General features: G+C 34.6%; 20 protein-coding genes, 1 tRNA gene and 1 pseudogene. 10 read left to right on the top strand and 12 right to left on the bottom strand.

Annotation, left to right across the window (positions count from 1 at the left end):
- Window positions 1-9 precede the first annotated feature (9 nt).
- The 4 genes from M2373_RS02530 to M2373_RS02515 form a co-directional block, all read right to left on the bottom strand.
- Window positions 10-930: a hypothetical protein gene (locus tag M2373_RS02530; RefSeq protein ID WP_259107098.1), complete on the bottom strand. Its 921-nt coding sequence runs from the start codon at window positions 928-930 to the stop codon at window positions 10-12.
- A gap of 36 nt (window positions 931-966) precedes the next feature.
- Window positions 967-1,536, bottom strand: coding sequence for a DUF6705 family protein (locus tag M2373_RS02525; RefSeq protein ID WP_259107096.1), 570 nt, complete (start codon window positions 1,534-1,536; stop codon window positions 967-969).
- Window positions 1,537-1,553: 17 nt separating this feature from the next.
- Window positions 1,554-2,900, bottom strand: coding sequence for a hypothetical protein (locus tag M2373_RS02520; protein ID WP_259107094.1), 1,347 nt, complete (start codon window positions 2,898-2,900; stop codon window positions 1,554-1,556).
- Window positions 2,901-3,161: 261 nt separating this feature from the next.
- Window positions 3,162-3,233 (bottom strand) — tRNA-Arg (locus M2373_RS02515).
- A 138-nt stretch (window positions 3,234-3,371) separates the two neighbouring features.
- Between M2373_RS02515 and M2373_RS02510 the strand changes: the two genes are divergently transcribed.
- On the top strand, window positions 3,372-4,169 hold the full coding sequence (locus tag M2373_RS02510) for an SDR family oxidoreductase (RefSeq protein WP_259107092.1): 798 nt from the start codon (window positions 3,372-3,374) through the stop codon (window positions 4,167-4,169).
- 85 nt (window positions 4,170-4,254) lie between these two features.
- Window positions 4,255-5,169 (top strand): AraC family transcriptional regulator, encoded by a 915-nt coding sequence (locus M2373_RS02505; protein WP_259107091.1) that lies wholly within the window; start codon window positions 4,255-4,257, stop codon window positions 5,167-5,169.
- A gap of 275 nt (window positions 5,170-5,444) precedes the next feature.
- On the opposite strand, the gene M2373_RS02500 is transcribed toward M2373_RS02505, so the two are convergent.
- Window positions 5,445-6,212, bottom strand: coding sequence for an alpha/beta fold hydrolase (locus M2373_RS02500; RefSeq protein WP_259107089.1), 768 nt, complete (start codon window positions 6,210-6,212; stop codon window positions 5,445-5,447).
- A gap of 309 nt (window positions 6,213-6,521) precedes the next feature.
- On the opposite strand from M2373_RS02500, the gene M2373_RS02495 reads away from it, so the two are divergent.
- Window positions 6,522-7,157, top strand: coding sequence for an NAD(P)-dependent oxidoreductase (locus M2373_RS02495; RefSeq protein WP_259107087.1), 636 nt, complete (start codon window positions 6,522-6,524; stop codon window positions 7,155-7,157).
- Between the two features lie 76 nt (window positions 7,158-7,233).
- On the opposite strand, the gene uvrA is transcribed toward M2373_RS02495, so the two are convergent.
- Together uvrA and M2373_RS02485 are read right to left on the bottom strand one after the other, a co-directional pair.
- Window positions 7,234-10,026, bottom strand: a complete 2,793-nt coding sequence (uvrA, locus tag M2373_RS02490; protein ID WP_259107086.1) for an excinuclease ABC subunit UvrA — start codon at window positions 10,024-10,026, stop codon at window positions 7,234-7,236.
- A gap of 7 nt (window positions 10,027-10,033) precedes the next feature.
- Complete coding sequence (locus M2373_RS02485) at window positions 10,034-11,116, bottom strand: hypothetical protein (RefSeq protein ID WP_259107084.1); 1,083 nt, start codon at window positions 11,114-11,116, stop codon at window positions 10,034-10,036.
- A 253-nt stretch (window positions 11,117-11,369) separates the two neighbouring features.
- Here M2373_RS02485 and M2373_RS02480 point away from each other — a divergent pair, with 253 nt between their 5' ends.
- From M2373_RS02480 to M2373_RS02445, 7 genes and pseudogenes are all read left to right on the top strand, one after another.
- A complete protein-coding gene (locus M2373_RS02480; protein WP_259107082.1) occupies window positions 11,370-12,341 on the top strand; it encodes an IS1595 family transposase in 972 nt (323 codons plus the stop codon).
- Window positions 12,342-12,566: 225 nt separating this feature from the next.
- Window positions 12,567-12,788, top strand: a complete 222-nt coding sequence (locus tag M2373_RS02475; protein ID WP_259107081.1) for a hypothetical protein — start codon at window positions 12,567-12,569, stop codon at window positions 12,786-12,788.
- Between the two features lie 430 nt (window positions 12,789-13,218).
- Window positions 13,219-15,030, top strand: a complete 1,812-nt coding sequence (locus M2373_RS02470) for a TonB-dependent siderophore receptor (protein ID WP_259107079.1) — start codon at window positions 13,219-13,221, stop codon at window positions 15,028-15,030.
- Between the two features lie 73 nt (window positions 15,031-15,103).
- Complete coding sequence (locus tag M2373_RS02465; RefSeq protein WP_259107078.1) at window positions 15,104-15,823, top strand: DUF2490 domain-containing protein; 720 nt, start codon at window positions 15,104-15,106, stop codon at window positions 15,821-15,823.
- Between the two features lie 841 nt (window positions 15,824-16,664).
- Window positions 16,665-17,546, top strand: coding sequence for a polyprenyl synthetase family protein (locus M2373_RS02460; protein WP_409013174.1), 882 nt, complete (start codon window positions 16,665-16,667; stop codon window positions 17,544-17,546).
- Between the two features lie 224 nt (window positions 17,547-17,770).
- Window positions 17,771-18,770 (top strand): annotated as a pseudogene (locus tag M2373_RS22570) (terpene synthase family protein).
- 96 nt (window positions 18,771-18,866) lie between these two features.
- A complete protein-coding gene (locus M2373_RS02445; protein WP_259107070.1) occupies window positions 18,867-19,898 on the top strand; it encodes a terpene synthase family protein in 1,032 nt (343 codons plus the stop codon).
- Window positions 19,899-19,974: 76 nt separating this feature from the next.
- Here the strand turns inward: M2373_RS02445 and M2373_RS02440 are convergent, their stop codons facing one another.
- From M2373_RS02440 to M2373_RS02420, 5 genes are all read right to left on the bottom strand, one after another.
- On the bottom strand, window positions 19,975-20,421 hold the full coding sequence (locus M2373_RS02440; protein ID WP_259107596.1) for a phosphohydrolase: 447 nt from the start codon (window positions 20,419-20,421) through the stop codon (window positions 19,975-19,977).
- Window positions 20,422-20,498: 77 nt separating this feature from the next.
- Entirely contained in the window at window positions 20,499-20,834 is a 336-nt protein-coding gene (locus M2373_RS02435; protein WP_259107066.1) for a YegP family protein, read from the bottom strand.
- Between the two features lie 112 nt (window positions 20,835-20,946).
- Window positions 20,947-22,737, bottom strand: a complete 1,791-nt coding sequence (locus tag M2373_RS02430; protein WP_259107064.1) for an acyl-CoA dehydrogenase family protein — start codon at window positions 22,735-22,737, stop codon at window positions 20,947-20,949.
- Window positions 22,738-22,795: 58 nt separating this feature from the next.
- Entirely contained in the window at window positions 22,796-23,140 is a 345-nt protein-coding gene (locus M2373_RS02425) for a four helix bundle protein (RefSeq protein WP_310467906.1), read from the bottom strand.
- A gap of 55 nt (window positions 23,141-23,195) precedes the next feature.
- Complete coding sequence (locus M2373_RS02420) at window positions 23,196-24,374, bottom strand: acetyl-CoA C-acyltransferase (RefSeq protein ID WP_259107063.1); 1,179 nt, start codon at window positions 24,372-24,374, stop codon at window positions 23,196-23,198.
- Between the last annotated feature and the right edge of the window lie 10 nt (window positions 24,375-24,384).

Raw genomic sequence — 24,384 nt, 5'->3', positions numbered from 1 at the left:
TGTTAAAAACTATTTTATTAATTTTACCAGATCTTCCGCGTATCTTCCCATTATCGGATATGCTTTACTATTTTTAATTTTATAATATTTTTTAGAAAATTTATGCTCAATTTGTTCAGGGGATAATGAAGGAGATATATCAAACGACACAGAATGATCAAATTCGATGGCTGCAGGTTGAAGTTCTTTAAAATCGTACAAAGATTCAAATTTATATTGCACAGGACTCGCCCATCTTCCATTTTTAGTTTTATAAACAGGAAAAAACTGATATTTTAGATAGAGTAGTTCACCACAATAGTCTCCTACATTAATTAATACATGATCATAATTATTAAATATTCCATCGTAGCTGCTATTATGGTCATAAGCAGTGAAAGTGATGATTGAATTAGAATGATGTTCTGAAAATTCTTTTTCAATTTTATATATCGCTCTAGATTTAGAATCCAACAAATTATTGCAATATTCGGAAGTATCTACAGGAAGGACTTCAATTTTTTTTCCAATAAATATATATGTTTTGGATGGCACTTTCTGATTACATTCATTTTCAGATAGGCAAGGTCTACGAATAGGATCAATTATTATCGTATCATATTTCATTAAATCAGATACCAAATGTTTTTCAGGATAGTACAGTCTCCCGAATTGAAAAAATAGAGTGTCGGTTGGTTTTGCTGATATACTGAAATAGCCTTTCTTATCATTAGTAAATGTTACTAAAGTAGAGTCGTTGGTTATTTTACTTATTTTCTTGAAGTCTTTTTTAGTTAAATTTTTAATCTTATTTAATGTGTCGTTTACAGCAATGGACGCATATCTTTGTTCTATAGCACTTTGTTTAATAAATCCTTCAATTTTTACGTGTTGTCCATGCAAAAAAGAAAAGGAGAAATTCAGCAAAATTAAAAATGATATTTTTTTCATAGGATATTTAAAGCCTCATTATGAGGCTTTATAGTGTTATTGCTTGGTAAATACAAGATTCTTTGTATCAGGAAGGTATACTTTTATATCTGGATTACCTGGACAGTCACCATCACTTAGTAATGTTGAGTTGGCATAGTACGACCAACTGATCTGTGTTGCATTGATTTTTTTTAGCGTTATTCTTCCCCAGCCAACTTCACAGTTGGTTCCGGAGTAAGCTAAGTCAATACTATTATTATCCATTGCATTGGTTCCCATGCTTATAATTTCATTTATTGAACTTGTAGTATTTTGAGTACTTTGAAGTATGACTCCTGTTGATATTTTCTTAACGGTATATTTTACACGCAAAACATCTTTGTAAAATTTTCTGTTAATTCGATCATGAAGTAAATGATCTTCTTTAGTAATGTATAAGGTAATTTCATTTCCCTGGTAAGTTGCTTTATATGTACCCATATACGGAGGCAGATCATTATTAAGATCCTTCATATAAGAATAATTAGGAGCATCTTTGTAAAATGTATTTAACGGATAAGTTTGCTGTGCTTTACAATTCACCAAACTTATCAATACAGTAAATATTAATAGTATTTTTTTCATAATTGTTGGTATTATAGTTATGGGCATGGGGTGCTTGTAGGTTTTCCATCGGTCCCCATGGTTATATTCATTACATTTCCATTCTTATCTATTCTTTGTAAAATCATTTTATCTTTATCAATTCCCATATTAGCAAGAGAATCAAAGAAGACTTCTTCTAATCCTTTAAAGCTAAGAAAATTTCCATTTGGTGCGGAGTATCCAGGTTTATTTCTTAGTTCTCTTTCAAAATCTTGATAATTATTCCTTAAAACGTCAAAATTATAACCTGTTGAATATATATTATCTGCTTCATCAGCATCTCCGTTGAACTGTACAATATAATTGAAATATTCAACACCTCCACCCGGAAGAGGCATAGTACCTACCATCCCTGCAAAAACTTCTCCTATAGGTGCGCCGGGAGGTTGAAATTTAATAAATTCAAACAGCTTATAGATATCACGAACAGAAAGCATTTTGATTCCGTCAGGAGTATGGTTATGATAATATCCCTGGTATCCGTTTACATTACCGAGCTGGGTGCTGTGCTCTTCTCCCTGTATCATTGGGCTTGTAGTACCATCTGCTTTTATCATAAAAGCCTTTTCCCCACCCAGCGCAGATTGTGCCTGTAATTGCTGAAGCTTCGTTTTTACCTGAGGATTTTGCATCGTTGTTTTTGTTTTCTGGCAAGGATCCAGTTCCGGTGGTTCAGGGTTATTTCCACCGCCGCCGCCAGGGTAAGGAAAACCGCCATCGCCGCCTCCGCCACCTGAACACTCTCCATCAGGACCTACAACACCTATACACTGTTCAATCTGTGCGAATTTACAAGTAGTAACGTGGTAGGTTTGCCAATGTCCGGATCCGTTTTCAGGATAGGGGTTTGCTTCACTATCGGGATGCCATACTGAAAAAGCTCGTGTTGTGCAAACAAGCTTACTCAACTCACTACTCATCTCCGTTTTCATTGTTTTCTTTACTTTTGTGGAAAGCAGATTGGTGAAAAACAAAAGATCTTCATCCGACTTAGTATAGATAAAATATACTTTGTCAGCATGTCTTGGAACCTGTAGTACCGACACTACTTTTCCGCTTTCTACTATAGGCACCATCAGAAAGCTTTCATCAAACTTATCCATGGTAGTCGCGTAGTCCCAAAAAGGTGTTCCGCTTACTTTCTTGATTTCCGTTTCGTGTTCCTGATACACTTTCATCACATTTTTGATGTAGACTTCATCCTCTTTCCAGAGACTTTTGGAAGTATATTCGGAATTGGAAGGGTTGGCGGATGAGTTGATCTCATCATGTACGCAGGAATACAGCGTTACGCTGAAGGCTAGGAATAGAAGTAGCCTGAGAATAATTTTTCTCGTCATCATTTTTGTTGTGTTTAGAATCACAAATATATAAAATTATTTAATAATCACAATAGAGTGATTATTGTTTTGTGAAGTTAACTCGGAACCTGAGTTGTCTAAAAACAAAAGTCTTAGGGGAAATTTCAAAAAAGAATAAACTAACCAAAAAAGTTACTAATATATCTGTAAGAAATAAACTTAGTAAGCTGAGACATGCAAAAAGATTATATAGAAAAGCTTTTTTTTGAGATGTTTTTCTGTTATTTTATTCTGTATTTATTGTGACCTCACCAAGAATCGAACTTGGATCTAAAGTTTAGGAAACTTCTATTCTATCCATTGAACTATGAGGCCATCTATTCAAAGTTATTAATTATTCGTTAATGTGACAATAATGTAAATTTCATTTTGGCTACATCATGATCCGGTTTGGCAACTTTAATGATGCTCCGAAAACTGAACTTTGTCCTGTAAATTTTAAACAATAAAATAATGAAAACAATTTTCATAACAGGTGCGTCTACAGGATTAGGAAAAACAGCCGCAAAATTATTTCAGAGCAGAGGATGGAACGTTATTGCTACCATGAGAAATCCGGAAACTGCTACAGAGCTTTCACAACTGGAGAATGTAACGCTTTTACCTTTGGATGTTACGAATCTTGAACAGATTCACGAAACGGTGAAAAAAGCTTTGGAAATAAGTGATATCGATGTGGTATTCAATAATGCAGGATATGGTCTGATAGGGCCTTTGGAAGCATTAAATGATGATCAGATTTTGCGACAGATTGATACCAATTTAGTTGGTGTGATCCGTGTTACGAAGGCATTTATTCCTTATTTCAGAGAAAAAGGACAGGGAATGTTTATTTCAACAACATCTATTGGCGGATTGATTGCATTTCCGTTGGGGTCAACATATCATGCCACAAAATGGGCTCTGGAAGGTTGGAGTGAAAGTCTTGCTTTTGAGCTGAATACTTTTGGTATTGATGTGAAAACAGTTTCTCCCGGTGGTATTAAAACCGATTTTATCAGCCGTTCATTAGATATGGCGACTCAACCGGAATATGAACCGATGATCAATAAAATGTTCTCCAACACAGAGGCTATGATGGAAGGGGCTTCAGAGCCTGAAGTTATCGCTGAGGTGGTGTATGAAGCAGCAACAGATGGTAAAAAACAGTTGAGGTATGTAGCGGGAGAAGATGCAAAAGCTTTGTATGCACAGCGCCTTGAAGTAGGAGCGGAAGCGTTCAGAGAAGCATTCGGAAAACAGTTTATTTAATCAGATTGAGTTTCGGGATTCGGGAAAAATATAAGTCAGTATCCCGAAACTTATATCTGTTTATAAAAATTCATACCTTTAAATTATGGAAAAGAAAGATTATTCTCCCTTAAAAATTTCGTCCATATCGGAATTACATGATATTCTGCAGCTTCCCAAACCGCTGCATCCGCTGATAAGTCTTGTTGATAATACCAAAATGGCTATTAATAAAGAATTTCTTTATAAAAGTTTCCATTTAGGCTTTTATAAAATATCGTATAAGTTTTCAGAGAATGGAAAAATGGGTTATGGGCAGGGCTATTACGATTTTAATGAAGGCGGAATGATGTTTACGGCTCCGAACCAGATTCTTTCAACGGATGAAGATGCTCAGTATTTTGGATTTACCTTATTTATTCATCCGGATTTTATCCGAAATTATCCTTTAGCACAAAATATTAAAAAGTATGGCTTCTTTTCTTATGATACCAATGAGGCTTTACATCTTTCCGAGAAAGAAAAAGTAACTATTGTCGGGTTGCTGAGTACAATTGAAGGAGAGCTTAATACAACTATTGATGAAGCCAGTCAGGATATTATTATTTCCTATATTGAAGTATTATTGAATTACAGCAACAGGTTTTATAAACGACAGTTTATTACCAGAAAAACAGTGAATAATGACCTTCTTGCAAAAATGGAGTATGTACTGGACACTTACTTTACCCAACAGCAACCCTTGGTAAAAGGACTTCCCACCGTTGAGTTTCTGGCTTCTGAGCTTAATCTTTCGGCTCATTATCTAAGTGATATGCTTAGAAATCTTACAGGACAGAATGCACAGCAGCATATTCATGAAAAAATAATTGAAAAAGCCAAAGAATATCTTACCACAACCCGTCTTTCGGTATCTGAAATTGCCTATCAGCTGGGTTTTGAGCATTCGCAGTCTTTTAATAAATTATTCAAAAAGAAAATGAATACAACGCCTTTAAGCTATAAACAGTCGTTTAATTAAAGGTGATAATGAAAGAATCCGCTCTTTAGAAGCGGATTCAGTAGATAAATACATCTCATTTTTTTAATTAGACAACAATAAAAAAGCATAGCCGACAATGCTATGCTTAAATTTTTATAAATTTAATTGCAATTTCAAAGCTGAAAAAAGCAAGATATGTTTCCACTTCAGTTGTATTACATAGTAAATTTAGGAATTAATTTAATACGAAATATGAATTAAATGTTAAAATTCATAAGTTATCTTCATTTTTTTTATGGATAACCTCGGGGAACTTATTTTTCACTTAGATATCCTTCAATATAGGAGTTCAGCGTTTTCTTTTCCTGGTCATTTGCTTTATCGTCCATATTTCCATGATTGATATGGGTTGGTTGGACTACAATTCTGAATTTTCTCTGTTCTTCGTCCGATGGTAAAACGCCTTCATCTGCAGGATAATCATTGGAACGCAAGGTATAAACTTTTGGTGATGAGGTTTTCGGGAGATACATTCTTCTGTTGTCCATTGTAATGATTTTATAAACAAGATCAGGGTGTTGAGTTGCAAACAATGCGGTCATATCTCCGCCATTAGAATGTCCTATTAATGTGATGTGCTCATAATCGAGTTCAGGATGTGATTTTTTCAGTTCATTTAAAACAAATAAAATATTTTCTGCACCCCGTTTCCAGAAGGGCATCCTTACAATTTGTGGCTTGCCGTCACTGGGAATCATTTCATCGGTAGGCAATTCATGCTGTATACTCGCTACAAAATATCCTTTTGTGGCCAGATTTTTTGTGAGATAAGAATAGATCAGATAATCTCCGCCTTTATTCGCTCCGTAGCCATGACTAAATATTACTACCCGCTGTTTTGAAATTTTATTTCTTGCTTTTTGATTAAAATAGGCAACGGGAACTTTTCTGTTTCGGGCTTTATCAAATAGAGTAATGGTATCAGGCTTAATATCATGACTATTTGATTGAGGCTCTTTTTTTACAGAACAGCTCATTAAGAATAAAATAATTGTAAAATAGGGAAGCAGTTTATAAGTCATTATTTTTATTTAAGGTTAAATAGTTTTAGGTCTAAATGTAAGAAAAGCTGGATTTAAACACAAATTTCATGGATGATACAATTTTGTGTCTCTATCATAAAAAATTACTCATATTGAATAAAAAATGATTAATTTTAATTCATCAAAATCTCTTTATAAATAGTATCCAATATTCAGGTGTGCTTTTGCATCCTGAAACCTTAAGGTTCAAAAAATTCTGAACCCAATACTTTTTTATTCAATACTAAAATATAAAATGGTAATGAGCAGGCTGCTTACTTACCTTATGAATTATAAAGAGAAATCATTATGAAAACATATACCGTTGCCGTAATCGGCGGAACAGGGAAATCAGGAAAATATCTTGTTCAGCATTTATCAGATAAGCATTTTTCAATTAAATTATTAGCCAGAAATCCTGAGAATCTTACTTTGCAAAATCCTTTAATAGAAATTGTGAAAGGAGATGCGAGAGATGATCAATCTGTAAAAAAGTTGGTTGAAAACTCTGATCTTGTGATAAGTACATTGGGACAGCCCAAAGGGGAAAAATCGATATTTAGTGATGCTGCAAAAAATGTCATCAAAGCCATGGATTGGTATGGGTTAAAAAGATATATTGTAACAACTGGTTTGAGTGTAAATACCCCTCTTGATCATAAAAATGAAAAAGTACGGATGGCAACAGACTGGATGTATCAAAATTATCCGGAAACGACTCAGGATAAACAAAAAGAATTTGAACTTCTTACAGAAAGTGATCTCGACTGGACGCTGGTGAGACTTCCGTTAATTAATCTGACCTCAGAACATTTCACTGCAGAAAGCAGTTTGGAAGATTGTAAAGGAGAAAATATCAGTGCCGCAGATTTAGCAGAATTTTTAATTTCTCAGATTCATGATGAGACATTTATTAAAAAAAGTCCTTTTTTATATAATAGGTAAACCATTAGGACTTTAATGAAGCTTAATAACGCTAAATAAAAACAGAGAGTAAAAAATTACTCTCTGTTCATTTATATTAATTCTCCAGCTTTTCTTTGATATACTTGGCTGTATGAGATTTTTTATTTTTAGTTAAATCTTCAGGGGGTCCTGCGAAAACAACTTCTCCGCCATATTTTCCAGCTTCAGGGCCGATGTCAATAATGTAGTCGGCACATTTGATAATGTCGGGTTGATGTTCAATAACGATCACCGAATGTCCGAGATCAATCAGAGCCTGTAATGACTTCAATAGCTTCTGAATATCATGGAAATGAAGACCTGTAGACGGTTCGTCAAAAATAAATAAGGTCTTATCTGTTGTTACTCCTTTTACTAGGAATGAAGCTAGTTTTACACGTTGTGCTTCACCTCCGGAAAGAGTAGAAGAGCTCTGTCCCAGCTGGAGATAACCCAAGCCGACTTCCTGTAAAGGGCGTAGTTTGGTAACGATTTTTTCTTCATGGTTATCTTTGAAAAACTCAAGAGCTTCATCCACGGTCATGTGAAGGATATCGGAAATGTTTTTCTCATCGAATTTCACTTCCAGAATTTCATTTTTAAAACGGGTTCCTTTACACACTTCACATTCCAGTTCAATGTCAGCCATAAACTGCATCGACACATTGATAACACCTTCTCCTTTGCATTCGTCACATCTTCCGCCATCAACATTGAAAGAGAAATGCTTAGGCTTGTAACCCATCATTTTTGCCACCTTTTGCTTTGCAAACAGGTCTCTGATATCATCGTAGGCTTTAAGATAGGTCACCGGATTCGAACGTGAAGATTTTCCGATAGGATTCTGATCAATTAATTCGATATTTTTGATCAGTTTTTTAGGGAATTCTACAGAATCGTAGTCTCCTTTTTTTCCGCCCATTCCCAATTGAATCTGGATGTCATTGGTTAGGATTTCTTTCATCAGAGTAGATTTTCCACTTCCTGAAACTCCTGAAATAACAACAAGACTTTCCAAAGGAACATCTACGTCAATATTTTTAAGATTATTTTGACGGGCTCCTTTTATATTGATCCATTCTTTAGCTTTTCTGCGCTTCGCCGGAACTTCAATTTCCATTCTTCCTGTCAGGTATTTGGAAGTCAGCGTGTCTGCATTTTTCAATTCCTTGTAATCTCCTGCAAAAACAAGCTCCCCACCAAGATAACCTGCCTCAGGACCAATATCGATAATATAGTCGGCAGCTCTCATAACATCTTCATCGTGTTCAACTACAATAACCGTATTTCCAAGGTCGCGCAGATTTTTTAAAACTTCAATTAAGTTTTCTGTATCTCTTGAGTGCAAACCGATTGACGGTTCGTCCAAAATATATATCGAACCCACCAGAGAGCTTCCCAAACTTGTAGCCAGGTTTATTCTCTGACTTTCTCCTCCTGAAAGGGTGTTGGAAGTTCTGTTTAATGTTAAATATCCTAAGCCTACCTTTAATAAAAATTCAAGGCGGGTAGTAATTTCATACAATAATCTTTTAGCAACTTCTTTATCGTGTTCGGATAATTTTAAGCTGTTGATCAAAGGAGAAAGCTCATCCAAAGGAAGCTCAATCATCGATTGAATGTTGTGCCCACCTACTTTCACCCATGTAGTTTCTTCCCGCAGCCTTAACCCTTCACAGGTTGGGCAGAGCGTTTTTCCGCGATAACGGGAAAGCATGACACGGTACTGAATTTTATATAGATTTTCTTCAAGCATTTTGAAGAAGTTGTCTATTGATGGGAATGTGCTTTTCCCGTCACCTTTCCAAAGGTATTTTTTCTGTTCTTTGGTTAATTGATGGTAAGGCTTGTGAATAGGGAAATCTTTGGCTTTTTTAATAAAGTCTTTTTTCCATTCGCTCATCGTTTCACCTCTCCACGAGGCAACGGCATCTTCAAAAATAGAAAGGGTTTTGTTCGGAATGACCAAGTCTTCATCTATTCCTATTACCTTTCCGTATCCTTCGCAGGTCGGACAAGCTCCGTAAGGGTTGTTAAAGCTAAAAAAATGAACATTAGGCTCCAGAAATTCTATCCCGTCGAGTTCAAATTTATTGGAAAATTCTTTTACTTTTCCTGTATCAGCATTTTTTAACGCACAATATCCGCGGCCTTCATAAAAAGCCATCTGGATAGAATCTGCAAGCCTCTGAAGGAAACTTTCATCTTCTTCATAAGAAAAACGGTCGATCACCAGATTGATGGTCATTCCTTTTTCGGGAGTGAATCCAAAACTTTCGAGATCTTCAATTCCTGCAACATTTCCATTGATTTCCAGTCGTGTGAAACCTGCCAGTTTTAAAACGTTCAGATTTTCACCAAAATTAGCAATATCATATTCTAAAGGTGCAGTTAATAAAAATGAAGTATCTTTTTTTGAACTTTTAATGAAATCCACAACATCCGTTACCGAATCTTTTTTTACTTCCTCACCGGATACCGGAGAAAATGTCTTTCCGATTCTTGCGAAAAGAAGCTTCATATAATCGTAAATCTCCGTGGATGTTCCTACTGTAGAACGTGGATTCGAAGAAATAACTTTTTGCTGAATCGCAATAGAAGGCGCCAATCCTTTGATATCATCAACTTTCGGTTTTTCAAGTTTTCCCAAAAACTGACGGGCATACGAGCTCAGACTCTCCACATATCTTCGCTGTCCTTCTGCATAAATCGTGTCAAAGGCAAGGGAAGATTTTCCGCTTCCGGAAACTCCCGTGATGACGATCAGTTTATTTTTGGGGATCAGAACATCGATGTGTTTCAGATTGTTAAGGTGTGCGTTTTTAACGAATACCTGTTTTTTTATATCTATGTCTATTGTTTTTGCCATATTTTATTTATTCATAAAGTGTGTAAACTGATTCCAGAGAGTCACGTTTAAGCGTAATGGTGTTTTTATCGTAAGCAATATCAAACTCGGTATACATTGAAGCTGGTGTTCTGGTTTGTATTTTTATCAGCCTGTTCAGATGATCATAAGTATATACTTTATCATCTTTAGATTGATATGCATCCTGACTGTATTCCGAAATTTTTTCAGATAAAAGATTGTTTTTATAGAAATAACTTACGGTCATCTTATTTTTAATTTTCCCTTCTTCATATTCTGTTTTTACGGCTTTTTTTATTTTTTTATCCGCATCATATTCATAGGACCTTTCTTCAAATTTAAAGCTTCCGGTATATAGATAATGAGTCAAAAGATTATGGGTATAAGTATATTTTTTTTCTAAAACCCCATCTCTGGTTTTATGTCTATTCAAAATAATATTACCGGATGTATCGTAGGTTAACGTTTTTATATTTTCATTGGTAATTCCATTGGGAAGTGTATTTTTTGAAACACAGCAAGTAACTTTTCCCAACGTATCATAAGCGAAGATATACTCTCCGGTATATTTACCGCCATTCCAAAGATCTCCGGTAGAAGTAATTTTATCTAATTTCCCGTTTTTATAGAAATATTCCGACACTTTATCTTTTTCTATGATTTTCGAGATATTATTTTGATGATCATAGGCAATTTGATTTTTCTGAAAGGGTTTTCCCGGAGATTCATACCCAAAATAAGCAGGTTTGCTGATCTCGGGACCCGTTTTATAAATAATCTCCCTGGCTTCCGGAATATAGCTTAACCCAGGACCTAAAGGCGCCTTATAATCTTTGTCGAGTTTTACGATCTTACTGTTGAAAATAATATTTCCCTCCAGGTCAAATTTTGTAAGATCTGTCGTGGTTTCGGGAGAAGACCGATAAACTTTATCGATTTGTCTGACCTTTTTGGTCCCGATAATCATATTGATATAATCATCTTTGGTCTCCAATTCCTGCACAGGATCCGGGACTTTTACATCCGGATAGGTGAATTGTGCATTCACCGAAATGGTTCCCAAAAGTGCAGACAGCAAGAGTATTTTCATCGCAAAATTATGACCCACAAAAATACGAATTTTTAAACAAAATTTCATTATAAATATTGGCAACTATATACAATTCTACACCTTGTAAAATTGGATGAAAAATAGAAAAGTTCAAATTATAATATTTGTAGTATTTAAGGTTATTTTAAGCTTAATTATACTGCTTTTTTCACTATATGACGTAAATTTTAACTAAAAATTAATAAATATGTTAAAATATTTTGGCTCAAATAATTAGTAATATTGCAACACCATGATTAACACAAATTTTAAGTCTGTCTTAGAATTATTACAGACTTTCTCGACAGAGCAGGTATGCATTGATTACCTAGAGCAAATGAGATGGGGCGGAATTATTGAGAGCCCTTTCGATTCTGAATCAAAAGTCTATAAATGCAGTAAGAATCGATATAAATGTAAAAATACCGGTAAATATTTCAATGCCAAAACCGGAACCATGTTTGAAAATACGAAAGTAGGCCTTCAAAAATGGTTTTTGGCTATTTGGCTGGTCACTTCGTATAAAAAAGGAATTACTTCCATTCAGCTGGCCAAGGACATTGATGTTACCCAAAAAACAGCCTGGTTTTTGCTCCAGAGGATCCGCAGCTGTTTTGGTATTGAAAACAGCAATGAGCTTGAAGGTATTGTAGAATGCGATGAAACTTTTATCGGCGGAAAAAATAAAAACCGACATAAGGATAAAAAAGCAAAAAAAGCCCAGGGCAGGAACTATACGGATAAAGTTCCGGTCATGGGAATGCTCCAGAGAGGAGGGAAAATGAATGCTTTTGTAATCACCGATACCCGGAAGAACAGTATTCAGCCCTTGATTTATAAATATGTGAGCCAGGAGGCAACTCAGCTGATCAGTGATGAATGGTGGGGCTATGATGGCTTAGACAAAAATTATAATCATCTCGTTATTGATCACTCCAGAAAAGAATATGTAAGCCTCCAGGACGGTACTGTGCATACCAATAATATAGAAGGTTGCTGGAAAATTCTCAAAAGCTCCGTATCCGGAATGTATAACCATGTTTCCCGGAAACACCTCCAGAAATATGTTGACGAATTTCTGTATAAATTTAACTTAAGAGAAATTTCAGATAGTGATAAATTCAAATATCTGATTCTTAACAGTGATGTGAGAACCAGGTATAAAGATTTGATTTTTATCGAAAATTGTAATAAATTACAGATTATTCCCAAGTCTTGTACTTAAAAAAACTGAAGTCGACCTTGGTGATGAAAAATGCTGAAAATAGACCAGAAATCTCAACGATTGTTTTAATAAGAAAATTAAATTGCTATAATGAGACTTCACTCATGAATGCCCTAATTGAAATTTTCTCATTTTTGCCGATGTTATTTGAATTATGCGAGATCTGTATAAAAGAATAATTTATTTTTTAAGATACTATAAAAATAACTATTTTAACAACGAAAAATGTCACCGAATCTATTAAAACAAAAAAATGTGAAGAGTATTATTATCAATAATATTGAATACTTTGACGTGTTGGATATCAAAAAAAATCATCAGGATCTGAAAATAGATGTCCGGGAAATGATTACAATTGAAGGTACTAAATTGATTAAAGCTGAGCATGTTACATCATTAACGGACTTCGATAAAACAATGAGGGATATTTTTAAACGAAATAAATAAATATCCCCGAGTGTAGAATTGTATATAGTTACCTTATTAAACATAAAATTTGTTTTTTATGCAAAAAATCCTATTTTATTGATATTTCAATGAAATAAAAGTTAAACAAAGTAGAGTTAAATTAAATAACAGTCTGAAAACCATAGGATCTGAATGTTAAATTTTATATATTTTTTTATTTTTTAACATTTACCTATTGTTTTATATTTTAAAATTATTTAAAATTGTATTCATAAATATGTAATATAGAAATGAGAAAATTGTTCAGAGATCTAGTTACACATTTAATGAGAAAAAGATAAAGAAATTACGTTACTCCCACGAAGATGCAGACACACTGCATCTTTTTTTATGACAATAATCATTTTTTAGTCTTATATAAGTCTGCTACATTTGGACCTTCAAAAATACTAACTGAGAATTTGATCATATGACTAAAAAGTTACTTCCTGTTTTTTTTCTGGGAACTTTATTTCTTGTGCAAGCCCAAGAAAATAATTCTGACATTGAAACTGTTGAGATTCAGGGTAAATTTATTTCTACACCTTATAAAAGTGCCAATCAGAATATCAGTGTTATTACAAAGGAAGAGATTGCCAATTCTCCTGCAAAAAGTATTGATGAAATTCTTCAGCAGATTCCGGGGATGGATATCAGAAGGAGAGGAGCGAATGGAGTACAGAGTGATATTGGTTTCAGAGGGAGTTCTTCCGAACAGGTTTTGTTGCTTTTGAACGGGATCAGGATGAATGATTCGCAAACGGGACATAACACCATGAATGTTCCTGTTGATCTGGATGATGTGGAAAGAATAGAAGTGATAAAAGGTCCTGCAGCAAGACGATTCGGACAGAATGCATATGCAGGAGTCATTAATATTATCACAAAAACAAATCCCGGTAAAAGAGTTAAGATCAGTGCAGAAGGTGGGGATTATGAAACATACGGTTTGGGATTTAATGCTAATCTTGGTAATGAAAAATTTTCAAATTCGCTACAGGCAAATTCTGCTTCGTCAGAAGGGTATATGCATAATACCGACTATGAAATTCGAAATATTTTCTATCAGGGGAGATTAAATATTAAAAACGGTGATCTTAGATTGCAGGCTGGTTTTTCAGAGAAAAAATTCGGGGCAAACGGCTTTTACTCTTCACCATTGGCTACAGAGCAGTATGAGGAAGTTCAGGCTTCGGTAATGAGTCTGGCTCATCAGCAGACCTTTGGCAAGTTCAAACTCAATTCTAATGTTTACTGGAGAAGAGGTCAGGATATGTACCTGTACAACCGCGAAAAACCGGAAATCTACCGAAATATGCACATTGGAAATAATGTTGGCGGTGAGGTGAATGCGAGCTATCAGTCTTCATTGGGAACTACCGGATTGGGTGTTGAATTGAGAAAGGAATTTCTGGCGAGTAACAATTTAGGAAGCAGAGAACGTTTTGTTTCTCAGGTATTTTTTGAACATCATTTCTCATTATTAGATAAAAAATTAAATATTACACCTGGAATTTCATGGGCCAATTATTCCAACGAAGGAAACTTTTTCTATCCCGGAATAGATGTTGGCTACAACTTTAACCCGAATAATAAAATTTACGGGAATGTTGCTAAGGTTCACAGGGTTCCGACATTTACAGATCTCTATTATGTAAGTAAAACAGAGCAGGGAAACCCGAATCTGACCCCTGAAAATGCGGTATATGCGGAAGTGGGATATCAGTTTCAGAATAAAAATGTATTGGCAAAAGTCAGTGGCTTCTTAAGGAGTGCCAACAATTCTATAGACTGGACTAAAACTTCTTTAAATGACGCTGTGTGGTATGCTCAAAATGTCGGAGATACCAGTGTAAAAGGAATTGAAGCAGAAGTGAATCACAGAGTTCTGAACTGGTTAAAATATTCTGTAGGCTACACCTATCTGGATAATACATTTAAATCATCCAATGAGTTTGTGTCAAGATATGTTTTGGATAATCTAAAGCATCAGTTCGTGGCTAAACTGGAAACGAAATTTTTACAGCATTTCACCAATGAAGTAGTATACAGATATAATGACAGGTTAAATCTGGGAAGCTATAATCTTTTAGATGAAAAATTAAGTTTTGTTAAAAAAGACTTTTCGGTATATATTTTAATCAATAATGTCACAAATACAATTTATACAGAAACTTTTGGGGTAAAAATGCCGAATCGATGGTTTCATGTAGGTTTTACCTATAATATCAATATTAAGTAAATGTTACGTAAGAATGAATTAAAGTTAATATTACGAAATTGTTAATTAAATTACATTTGCAAAAATTTTTTGAATGAAACTTTTATTAAGCTTGAGTTTACTTTTGACGCTTAGTTTTTTTAAGGCACAGGAACATATTTCCAGCTTCAATGCACTGACCATTACTTATAAGTTTCATCCAAAATTTTTCCTCTATGCTGAAGGGCAGATGCGAGGGATCGAAGAATACAGTTACCCGGATTATTACGAAATAAAAGGAGGGCTAGGCTATAACCTGACCAAAAATCATAAGCCATTTATCGGTTTGGGAAGATATGCAACTTATAAGGACCATGCGATCAACAAGGAAGAATTTCGTGTATGGCTGCAGGACGTTATAGATTTCAAAAAAGGAGTTGTAAAATTTGAAAACAGACTCCGTGTTGAAAAATCATGGTTTTATGAACCTCAGACAGATAAAGATTCTGAAAGAATGCGTTATCGCTACCGTCTGAATGTTTCTGTGCCTCTGAACGCCAAAAAAATTGCGCCGGGCACAGTATTCGCAAACGTATATGACGAAATCTTTGTGGTAACTCCTATGAAGCCTGCTTTTGCAAGAAATCGAGTATATGGCGGTTTTGGATATCAGATTGATGAAAACTTCGGTATTCTGGGCGGTTATCTCTGGCAGAGAGAATTTGAAGCAAAAGGAAATAAAAACTTTCACTTTGTTTATCTTGCATTAAATATCAATATCGATGGTACTGATGACGCTCCTTCAAAAACATATCATTTCCCCGGGGCGGATTAAAAAACGATTATCTGGACTTAATATTCTGTAGCTTTTTTATTTCAAATGAATGTAGTGTTTTTATAATACTATATGAAACATCTATATTTTAAAGACAAACGATTTATTCCGTCAATTATTTATTGAGCGAGGAAAAAATGCTTAATTATTTTAAACAACCATTCTGAATTGCGATAAATTAAATCGTCAATATTTTAAATTCAAATCCGGATCTTTGTCGTTAATTTCCGATTATAATTACAATCAGTACTATTTTTCATATTAATTATTCTTTAATAAATCATTTATTTTTTTGTAAATATTGTTTTATTTTTTTTAGATATTATTGTTTTTAATGCATTTTTGTTTTGCTGAAAACGAGGGCATAATTATGTTTATGTTCTTTAATTGAAAAAAAAGTAAAAGATTATTTTTTATATCACAATTATTTCTGTATTTATTGAGTTATTTTTACAGTCAAATACATTTGTCTTTTCGATAATTATTATTGTGGAAATTTTCCAATAAACTAAAAACTAATACCAAATATCACGATTTATGAAAAATAAATTAAATATTCCTGTGTTACAATTCCCTTTAATTTCAATGAACCTTCAAACTATTCCTTAAAATTATAATGAGAATTAAGATTAGCTAGGGAATTGGATTCTAAAAAAATTAAAAACTCAATTCTAGTTTAGCTGTCATACTTATTATTATTTGTGACCCAAACATCTCAGAAATATTAAAACTATTATTGTAAACTACACCATGGAAATTTTGAATCAATACTAAAAAATTGTTGAGGAAGCTGTTAATAAATATACATTTAAAAAGCCAGCCTAAAGAATTTTATGAACCAATGAACTATATTATGTCGCTTGGCGGGAAACGCATCCGTCCTGTTATGGTACTGATGGCATGTGATATGTTCGGAGGAGAGTTAAATGATGCCATAAAACCTGCATTGGGTCTTGAATTTTTTCACAACTATTCACTGATGCATGATGATATTATGGATAGAGCTCCCTTGAGACGAAATAAACCCACCGTTCATATTGTATACGGAATTAATGCAGGAATTCTTTCAGGAGACGGCCTAATATTTAAATCCTATAAATTCTTTGAAGATCTTGAAGATCAGGTTTTTAAAAAATGTCTGAAAGTATTTACCAAATCTACAATTTTGGTTTGTGAAGGACAGCAATACGATATCAATTTTGAGACTCAACAAAATGTAACCTTCGATGATTACATAAAAATGATCGATGCTAAAACTGCTGCTTTAATTTCTTCTGCATTGGAAATAGGCGCTCTAATATCCAAAACTTCAATGAAAAATTCTGAGGCTATTTCAAATTTTGGAAAGCATCTCGGAATTGCTTTTCAGATGATGGATGATTATCTGGATGTTTTTGGAGATCAGGCTCAGCTGGGTAAAAAGCATGCAGGGGATATTTATGAAAATAAAAAAACACTGCTTTATTTTCTCGCCAAAGAGCACGCTTCAGAAAATGAAGTAAAAGAACTCGAACACTGGTATCAGAAAAAAACAGATAATATTGATAAGGTGTATGAGGTAGAGAAAATTTTCAAAAAAAATAAAGTGGATGAAAAAGCATTACGCCTGATTAAAGAGCATACTGACATTGCACAAAGTTTTCTTCAGAAAACAGAAATTCCGGAAGATAAAAAAATACCATTTATAGAGCTTGCAAAATACCTTTTAAAAAGGGAAAGTTGATTTTGTTATAAAGGAGGAATAAATGAGAATTCTGCCTTTTGAATTATTAACTAGGGATTAATACTATTATGTGTGAATCTCTAGTTAAGTTGACTCAATGTAAAATTAAAAACAGGCATTAGTATCAGATATTACGACAAACATTCAATACAATACTACACTATACAGGAATTTTAATTAATTCCAAATCTTAAAAAACTTGATAACTTTTAAAAATATTTATTATGAATGATTCAGTTGAATACTTTGACGAGTTTTATCTTCTGACCTTAACTTATCCATGGCCGGGAGATTTGATAAATCCTCATGTAGAAGCATTAGGTCCGGAACTGGACGGATGGATAGATACAGAATATCCATTCCTGTCTCCTGAAATTAGGGAGAAATATAAACAGGGAAATTACCATATTGCTACTGCCCGTATGGTTCCTTATGCTCTTGAATATGCACAAATAAGCGCTTGCAGTCGGTTTATGATCTGGGTTTCTATTGTTGATGATTATGTAGGTATGTGTACAGCAGACGAAGTGGAAGAGCTACGTAAGAATTTTGTCAGTGTCCTGGAAGGTAATGACCCTGCACAAGATGCACATGATCTGGATCATGTATTGGCAAAATTAAGAGACGAATATCACGCTGCTGGTCCAGAAGGTCTGGTTGAATTATTTACGTACTTATTCAACAGGTATATTGAATACGGATTAAAAGCAGAATCACCTTTCAGGACGACCCAAACATTCCCTAATCTGGAACATTACAAACTCATTCGCGAATATTGTATAGGCATGTATGCATACGAGCCATGGGCTGGGATATGTATTACCCAAAGTTATTGAAGAGCATCCTGTGATACTTCGTATCCGGGCTTTAACCGCGAGAATAATCGGATGGCAAAATGACTTATACTCCATCAAAAAAGAAATCAAGAAAAAGGGCGAAGTAATGAACCTTGTTCTTAACATAATGCATACACAGAAAATTCCTTTGGAAGATGCCATTGCAAAGGCTTTAGCATTTCATGATCTTGAAGTTGCTGAGTTGGAAGCATTACAAAACAATCTTCCGGATTTTGGACTTGGAAAAGAATGGAATGAAAAGGTTGAAAAATGGACAGAATATATGACATTAATGATTTCAGGCCTGAATACCTGGTATCTGAAAGATACGCTTCGCTATGACAGTAATCATGGTTTAGCCGAATTTGCTTTTGTTAGGAAGGGGTAAAAACACAAAGTAACTATTGAAAAACACATTTTATAATAAAAATAAAATGTATGATAACCATTTAAATTTATTAATAAACTTTATCTAATAACTACTATGAAAACACTAGATTTTAATTTAAAGTATCCCTTTATTTCAAAACAACCCGCTCCCTCAAAATTAAAATTAATTGAGGAGCAACAAAAAGAGTGGATTGAATATTATCTCTGGATGCCGGAGAAAATGAAGGTGGCCTATAAAACATCAAAAATTGTAACTTTAGCCGGAATTATCTATCCCGGTGCAGGGGAGAAAGGGATGCTTGCCATAGCCCGTTGGCTATTGTTGGGTTTTGCTTTCGATGATTATTATGATGATAAACCAGAAGATGTATTTAGTAAAATACGTAAAAAAACAATTGACTCATTAAACGGACTGCCGGTTGCTCCGGATCCTAAAAGTCCGGATGATGAAGTATTTGTAAACGAATTTGCCAATGTAAGAGATATGTTCAAAGAAGTTGCAAGTGATTTTTGGGTTAAAAGGTTTGTTAAACATCAAGAGATATGGATTCAAGGCATGGAAGAGGAGGCCGCTTATTATGAGAAACATCATCAAGAGTGGATTAAGAGCTTAAAAGAAGAGACCACTTCTTATGATAAGAAACCTGTCATTTATCCAACTTATGAAAATTATCTTTCTATTAGATTTAAGATTTCGGGATGCACAATCTTATCAGATTTTGTAGAAATTGCAGCAGGATTTAAGATGCCTGAAGAAATATATAAATCAGATTATATTCAGAAACTCCGTCATCATATTACTTATTCCATCATGTGGAGTAATGATATTTACGGTGCGGCGAGAGAGCTTGAAAAAAATGAAGTGATGAACTTGGTTTTAGTTCTCAAAAGCGAAAATGAAAAAGAAAATAAGTATGAAGGTGAAAGTGAAAGCTACAAATTAGACAAAGCTTATGAAGAAGCTGCTAAAATGCACAATGACGGCATTGATGATTTCGTAAGACTGACGGAAAATGTTCCGGATTTTGGTGAATACCAGGAAGATGTCTTAAGATATATCGAACATGCTAAATTGCTTTTGCAGGGTCAGAAAGAATGGCACGAAAATTCAGACAGGTATCAATAGACAAGTTTTTAAATTGCTGGAAGCAGAGGCAAGGTCATATGATCTTGCCTTTTATTTATTCCGAAATATTTTATATTTAATATTTTTCTATCAGATAATGATAGGCTTTTAAATATTTATTAAACCGTTTAAGATCCTTTGGCGTAAGCTCACGGTTGACCCTTCTCAGATCCATATTATCACGAAGATCATTCAGTTTTACGGCAACAGCCAGGGGAGAACGTTCTGTTCTTTTTACAAAGTCATCGTATTCTTCATCAGGATCAAATTTTGTAAGGCAGCTGATCGCAAAAATGATGTACTCGGGAAAGCCCTGATCTCTCAGATAATCCAGACTGAATTCGACCGGATGATCTTCCACAACATCATGTAAAACCCCAACGATTTTTTCATCCATTGTTTTTCCATACTCCATGACCCGCATAACGTGAGCAATGTAGGGTGCGTGGTATTTGTCTGTTTGACCTTTATGTGCTTTATCAGCTATCTTTATTGCTCTGTGCAGTAGTTCGTCTTTTGTCATTTCTAAGAAATAGATTACAAAAATAAAAAATGCCCCATGATTTTGAGACATTTTCTATTAATTTATTTTACATAATATTAATGGTTGGATTCATCTGCCACCAAAGCAATCGGAGCATTGGTTTTAACAGATTCGATTCCGTTTTCCAGCCCGTTTTCAGATTCATACATTTGGCTTGTTCCTATCACCTGTCCGTTTCCGGCTTTTAAATTAAAATAAAACCGCCCGTCTTTTGCCGTGTTGATTTCAAATTTTGAACGGTCCTTGCTATGAACCCTTACTGAGTCTATCCCTTTTTCACAGGATGATTTTGAGCTGTAGCCCTGACTTGTTAAAATAACCTGTCCGTTGGCAGCCTTTAAATTGAATTGATAGTCATCATTGATCCGTTTAGAGATAATAAATTTTCCCATGGCTTAAAATTTTGAGTTTTGGTTTAGTTTTTATTAAAATTAATGATTTTTTTCAGAATAAAAAAGCGTCTCAAAAAATGAGACGCCGGAAATCAATTTTATATATAAAAGACTAATAAGCTCCTTTTTCGATGTAATGAGCAGCCACTTTTTCAGTTAATGCCACTACATTCGGATGGTTGGTATATTTTGTAAATCTTCTTAAACCTGAAAGCATCATTCTCTGTTCGTCCCCTTCTGCGAAAGAAACAATTCCTTCTTTTGCTGAAGTAATGATTTTTTCAACTGCTTTATAAAGGTTTAACTGAGCCATTGCAGCTTCTACAGAGTCAGCGGAGAAGTGTTTTTCAGCTCTTAAAACTGCAGATTCTGCCATGTAGATCTGGTTAAGAATTTCTGACGCATTTAATAGTAAATGTTGCTGTTTCTCAATATCCATCATATATTTTTGAAGCGCAGCACCTGAAACCATTAAGAAAACTTTCTTAAGATTTGCAATAATTGCTTTTTCTTCACTCATGAATTCAGAATAATCAGGAACTTCGAATGATGGAATTCCCATCAATTCTTTGCTGATTGCCATTGCAGGAGATAACAAGTCTAATTCTCCTTTCATCGCTCTCTTAATCAACATTCCAACGGCAAGAAGTCTGTTGATTTCGTTCGTTCCTTCATAAATTCTACCAATTCTTGCATCTCTCCATGCAGATTCCATTGGCGTATCTTCTGAGAATCCCATTCCACCATAAATCTGGATTCCTTCATCAGCTGTATTTTGAGTAAGATCTGATACAAAAACTTTAAGGATAGAAGCTTCAACAGCAAATTCCTCAACACCTTTTAATTCAGCTTGCTGATGATCCATGCCTCCTGCAACCAGTTCAGCAATTTTATCTTCAACATTTTTTGCTAAACGGTAAGAACCTGCTTCACTTACGAAAACTCCTGTTGACATTTCAGCAATTTTCTTTCTGATCGCTCCAAAAGTTGAAATTGAAACCCCAAACTGTTTTCTTTCGTTTGAATACTGAATAGAGTGGTTCAAAATTCTTCTCTGTCCGTCAAGATTGGCAGCAGCTAACTTAATTCTACCCACATTTAATGCATTCAAAGCGATTTTAAAACCGTTGTTTCTTTCACCTAGCATGTTCTCAACAGGAACCTTCATATCATTGAAGAAAACCTGGCGCGTAGAAGACGAACGAATACCTAATTTATGCTCTTCTTCACCGAAAGTCAAGCTTTCTGGGTTCTCCAATTCAGAACGGTTGATTACGAAACCGGTGATGTTTTTATCATCATCAATCTTAGCAAACAAAGTGAAAGTATCTGCAAAACCTGCATTGGAAATCCACATTTTTTGTCCGTTGATAATGTAATGCTTCCCATCTTCAGATAATCTTGCTCTTGTTTTACCAGAATTGGCATCAGAACCTGCATCCGGCTCTGTCAAACAATACGCTCCGAATTTTGTTCCTGTTGCTAAATCCGGAAGATATTTCTTTTTCAATTCTTCACTTCCGTAAAGTAGAGTAGGCAAAGTACCGATTCCGGTGTGAGCTCCGTAAGCTGTTGCCAGTGATCCGTTTCCTCCTGAAACGTAATCGCAAGCCAACATTGTACTCACGAATCCCATTCCAAGACCTCCGTATTCTTCAGGAACAGTTATTCCCAGCAATCCCATTTCTCCTAGTTTACGCATTGTTTCTTCCGTCAATGCGTAATCTTTTTTCTCGAAACGATCATGCTCAGGGATCACTTCTCTATCTATAAATTCTTTCGCAGAATCACGAAGCATTTTTTGTTCTTCACTCAGTTCTTCAAGACTGAAAATTTCGTTTGCAGGAATTTCTCTGATAAGGAACTCGCCACCTTTTAATGTTTTATTAAGTGTATCACTCATGATTTGTTATTTTAAAATTTAGTTATTTAATTTTGAATTTTAAATTATGGATTTTGAATTATTCGTTCGGTCTTAATTTTATTTGAAGTGTTTTAACAATTGATGTTAAAATATTTACAATACTTTGTATATCTGTTTTATATTTTGATTCATCAAATTTTACTAATTGAGACTGTGATAATAAATCAATCCAATATTGTGTTTCTCTTGCTTCTTTACTAGCTATGGACATTTTATGAAGAAAGTCTTTTTCTGAAAATCCAGCTAAAGCTTCCTGAACATTTGCACCAATAGAAGTCCCACTTCTTAATAATTGTTTTGAAAGAATAAATTCATTTTGAGATTTACATATTTTATATAACTCAATAATTGATAATGCAAAATTGAATGTCTTTTCTTTAATTAAATTTTCCTTTTGTATTCAATCCAAAATTTAAAATTCATAATTCAAAATTATTTTATAGAAGCTCAAATATACTCGCTGCTCCCTGTCCTGTTCCCACGCACATAGAAACCATCCCGTATTTGTTTCCGCGTTTTCTCATCTCGTCAAGAAGCTGAACGGTTAATTTTGTTCCTGTGCATCCAAGTGGGTGACCCAATGCAATGGCTCCTCCGTTTACATTCAGGATATCAGGATTTAAACCTAATTCTTTTTTGATGGCAACAGATTGAGATGCGAATGCTTCGTTTAATTCGATTAGCTCGATATCTTTTAATTCTAAACCTGCTTGTTTCAAAGCTTTTGGAATGGCATAAATCGGTCCCATGCCCATAATTCTCGGCTCAAGACCTGCCGCCGCATAGGCCACTAATCTTGCTTCAGGCTGTAATCCTAATTCTTTGACCATTTCTTCGCTCATCACCATTACGAAAGCTGCTCCGTCACTCATTTGAGAAGAGTTTCCGGCAGTTACACTTCCTCCGTTCGCGAAAACAGGTCTTAATTTAGACAAACCAGCCAAAGAAGTATCTGCTCTCGGACCTTCATCCACTGAAAAATCAAACTTTTTAGTCTGCATTTTCTGGTTTTCATCCAGGAAATTATATTCAACAGGAATTGATACAATCTGATTGATAAATTTACCTTCCTGATTCGCTTTTAAAGCCTTCATATGAGATTCAAAAGCAAACTGATCCTGTTCTTCTCTTGTAATATTGTATTGCTTTGCAACTTCTTCCGCTGTATAACCCATTCCCCAATAATAATCAGGGTTTGTTTTGGCAATATCCGTTTCAGGAACCGGTTTATAGCCTCCCATTGGAATGTAAGACATTGATTCTGTACCTCCTGCAATGATGCAATCCGCCATTCCTGCCTGAATTTTTGCAGAAGCAATAGCAATAGCCTCACTTCCTGATGCGCAATATCTGTTTACCGTAACTCCGGGAACTTTATCTGTATTTAAACCCATCAAGGAGATCAAACGAGCCACGTTCAAGCCTTGTTCAGCTTCCGGCATTGCATTTCCTACGATAAGGTCATCTATTCTGTTTTTGTCTAATTGCGGAAGTTCAGCCATTAATTTTTCAATTACGGTTGCCGCCATTACATCGGGTCTCGTGAATCTTAAACTTCCTTTTGGAGCTTTTCCAACGGCAGTTCTGAAACCCTTTACTATATATGCTGTTTTCATATTTTTTATT

This window comes from Chryseobacterium sp. JUb7 (genome assembly GCF_024806495.1).
Lineage (GTDB): Bacteria > Bacteroidota > Bacteroidia > Flavobacteriales > Weeksellaceae > Chryseobacterium.
This window is presented reverse-complemented; position numbering and strand designations above follow the sequence as displayed.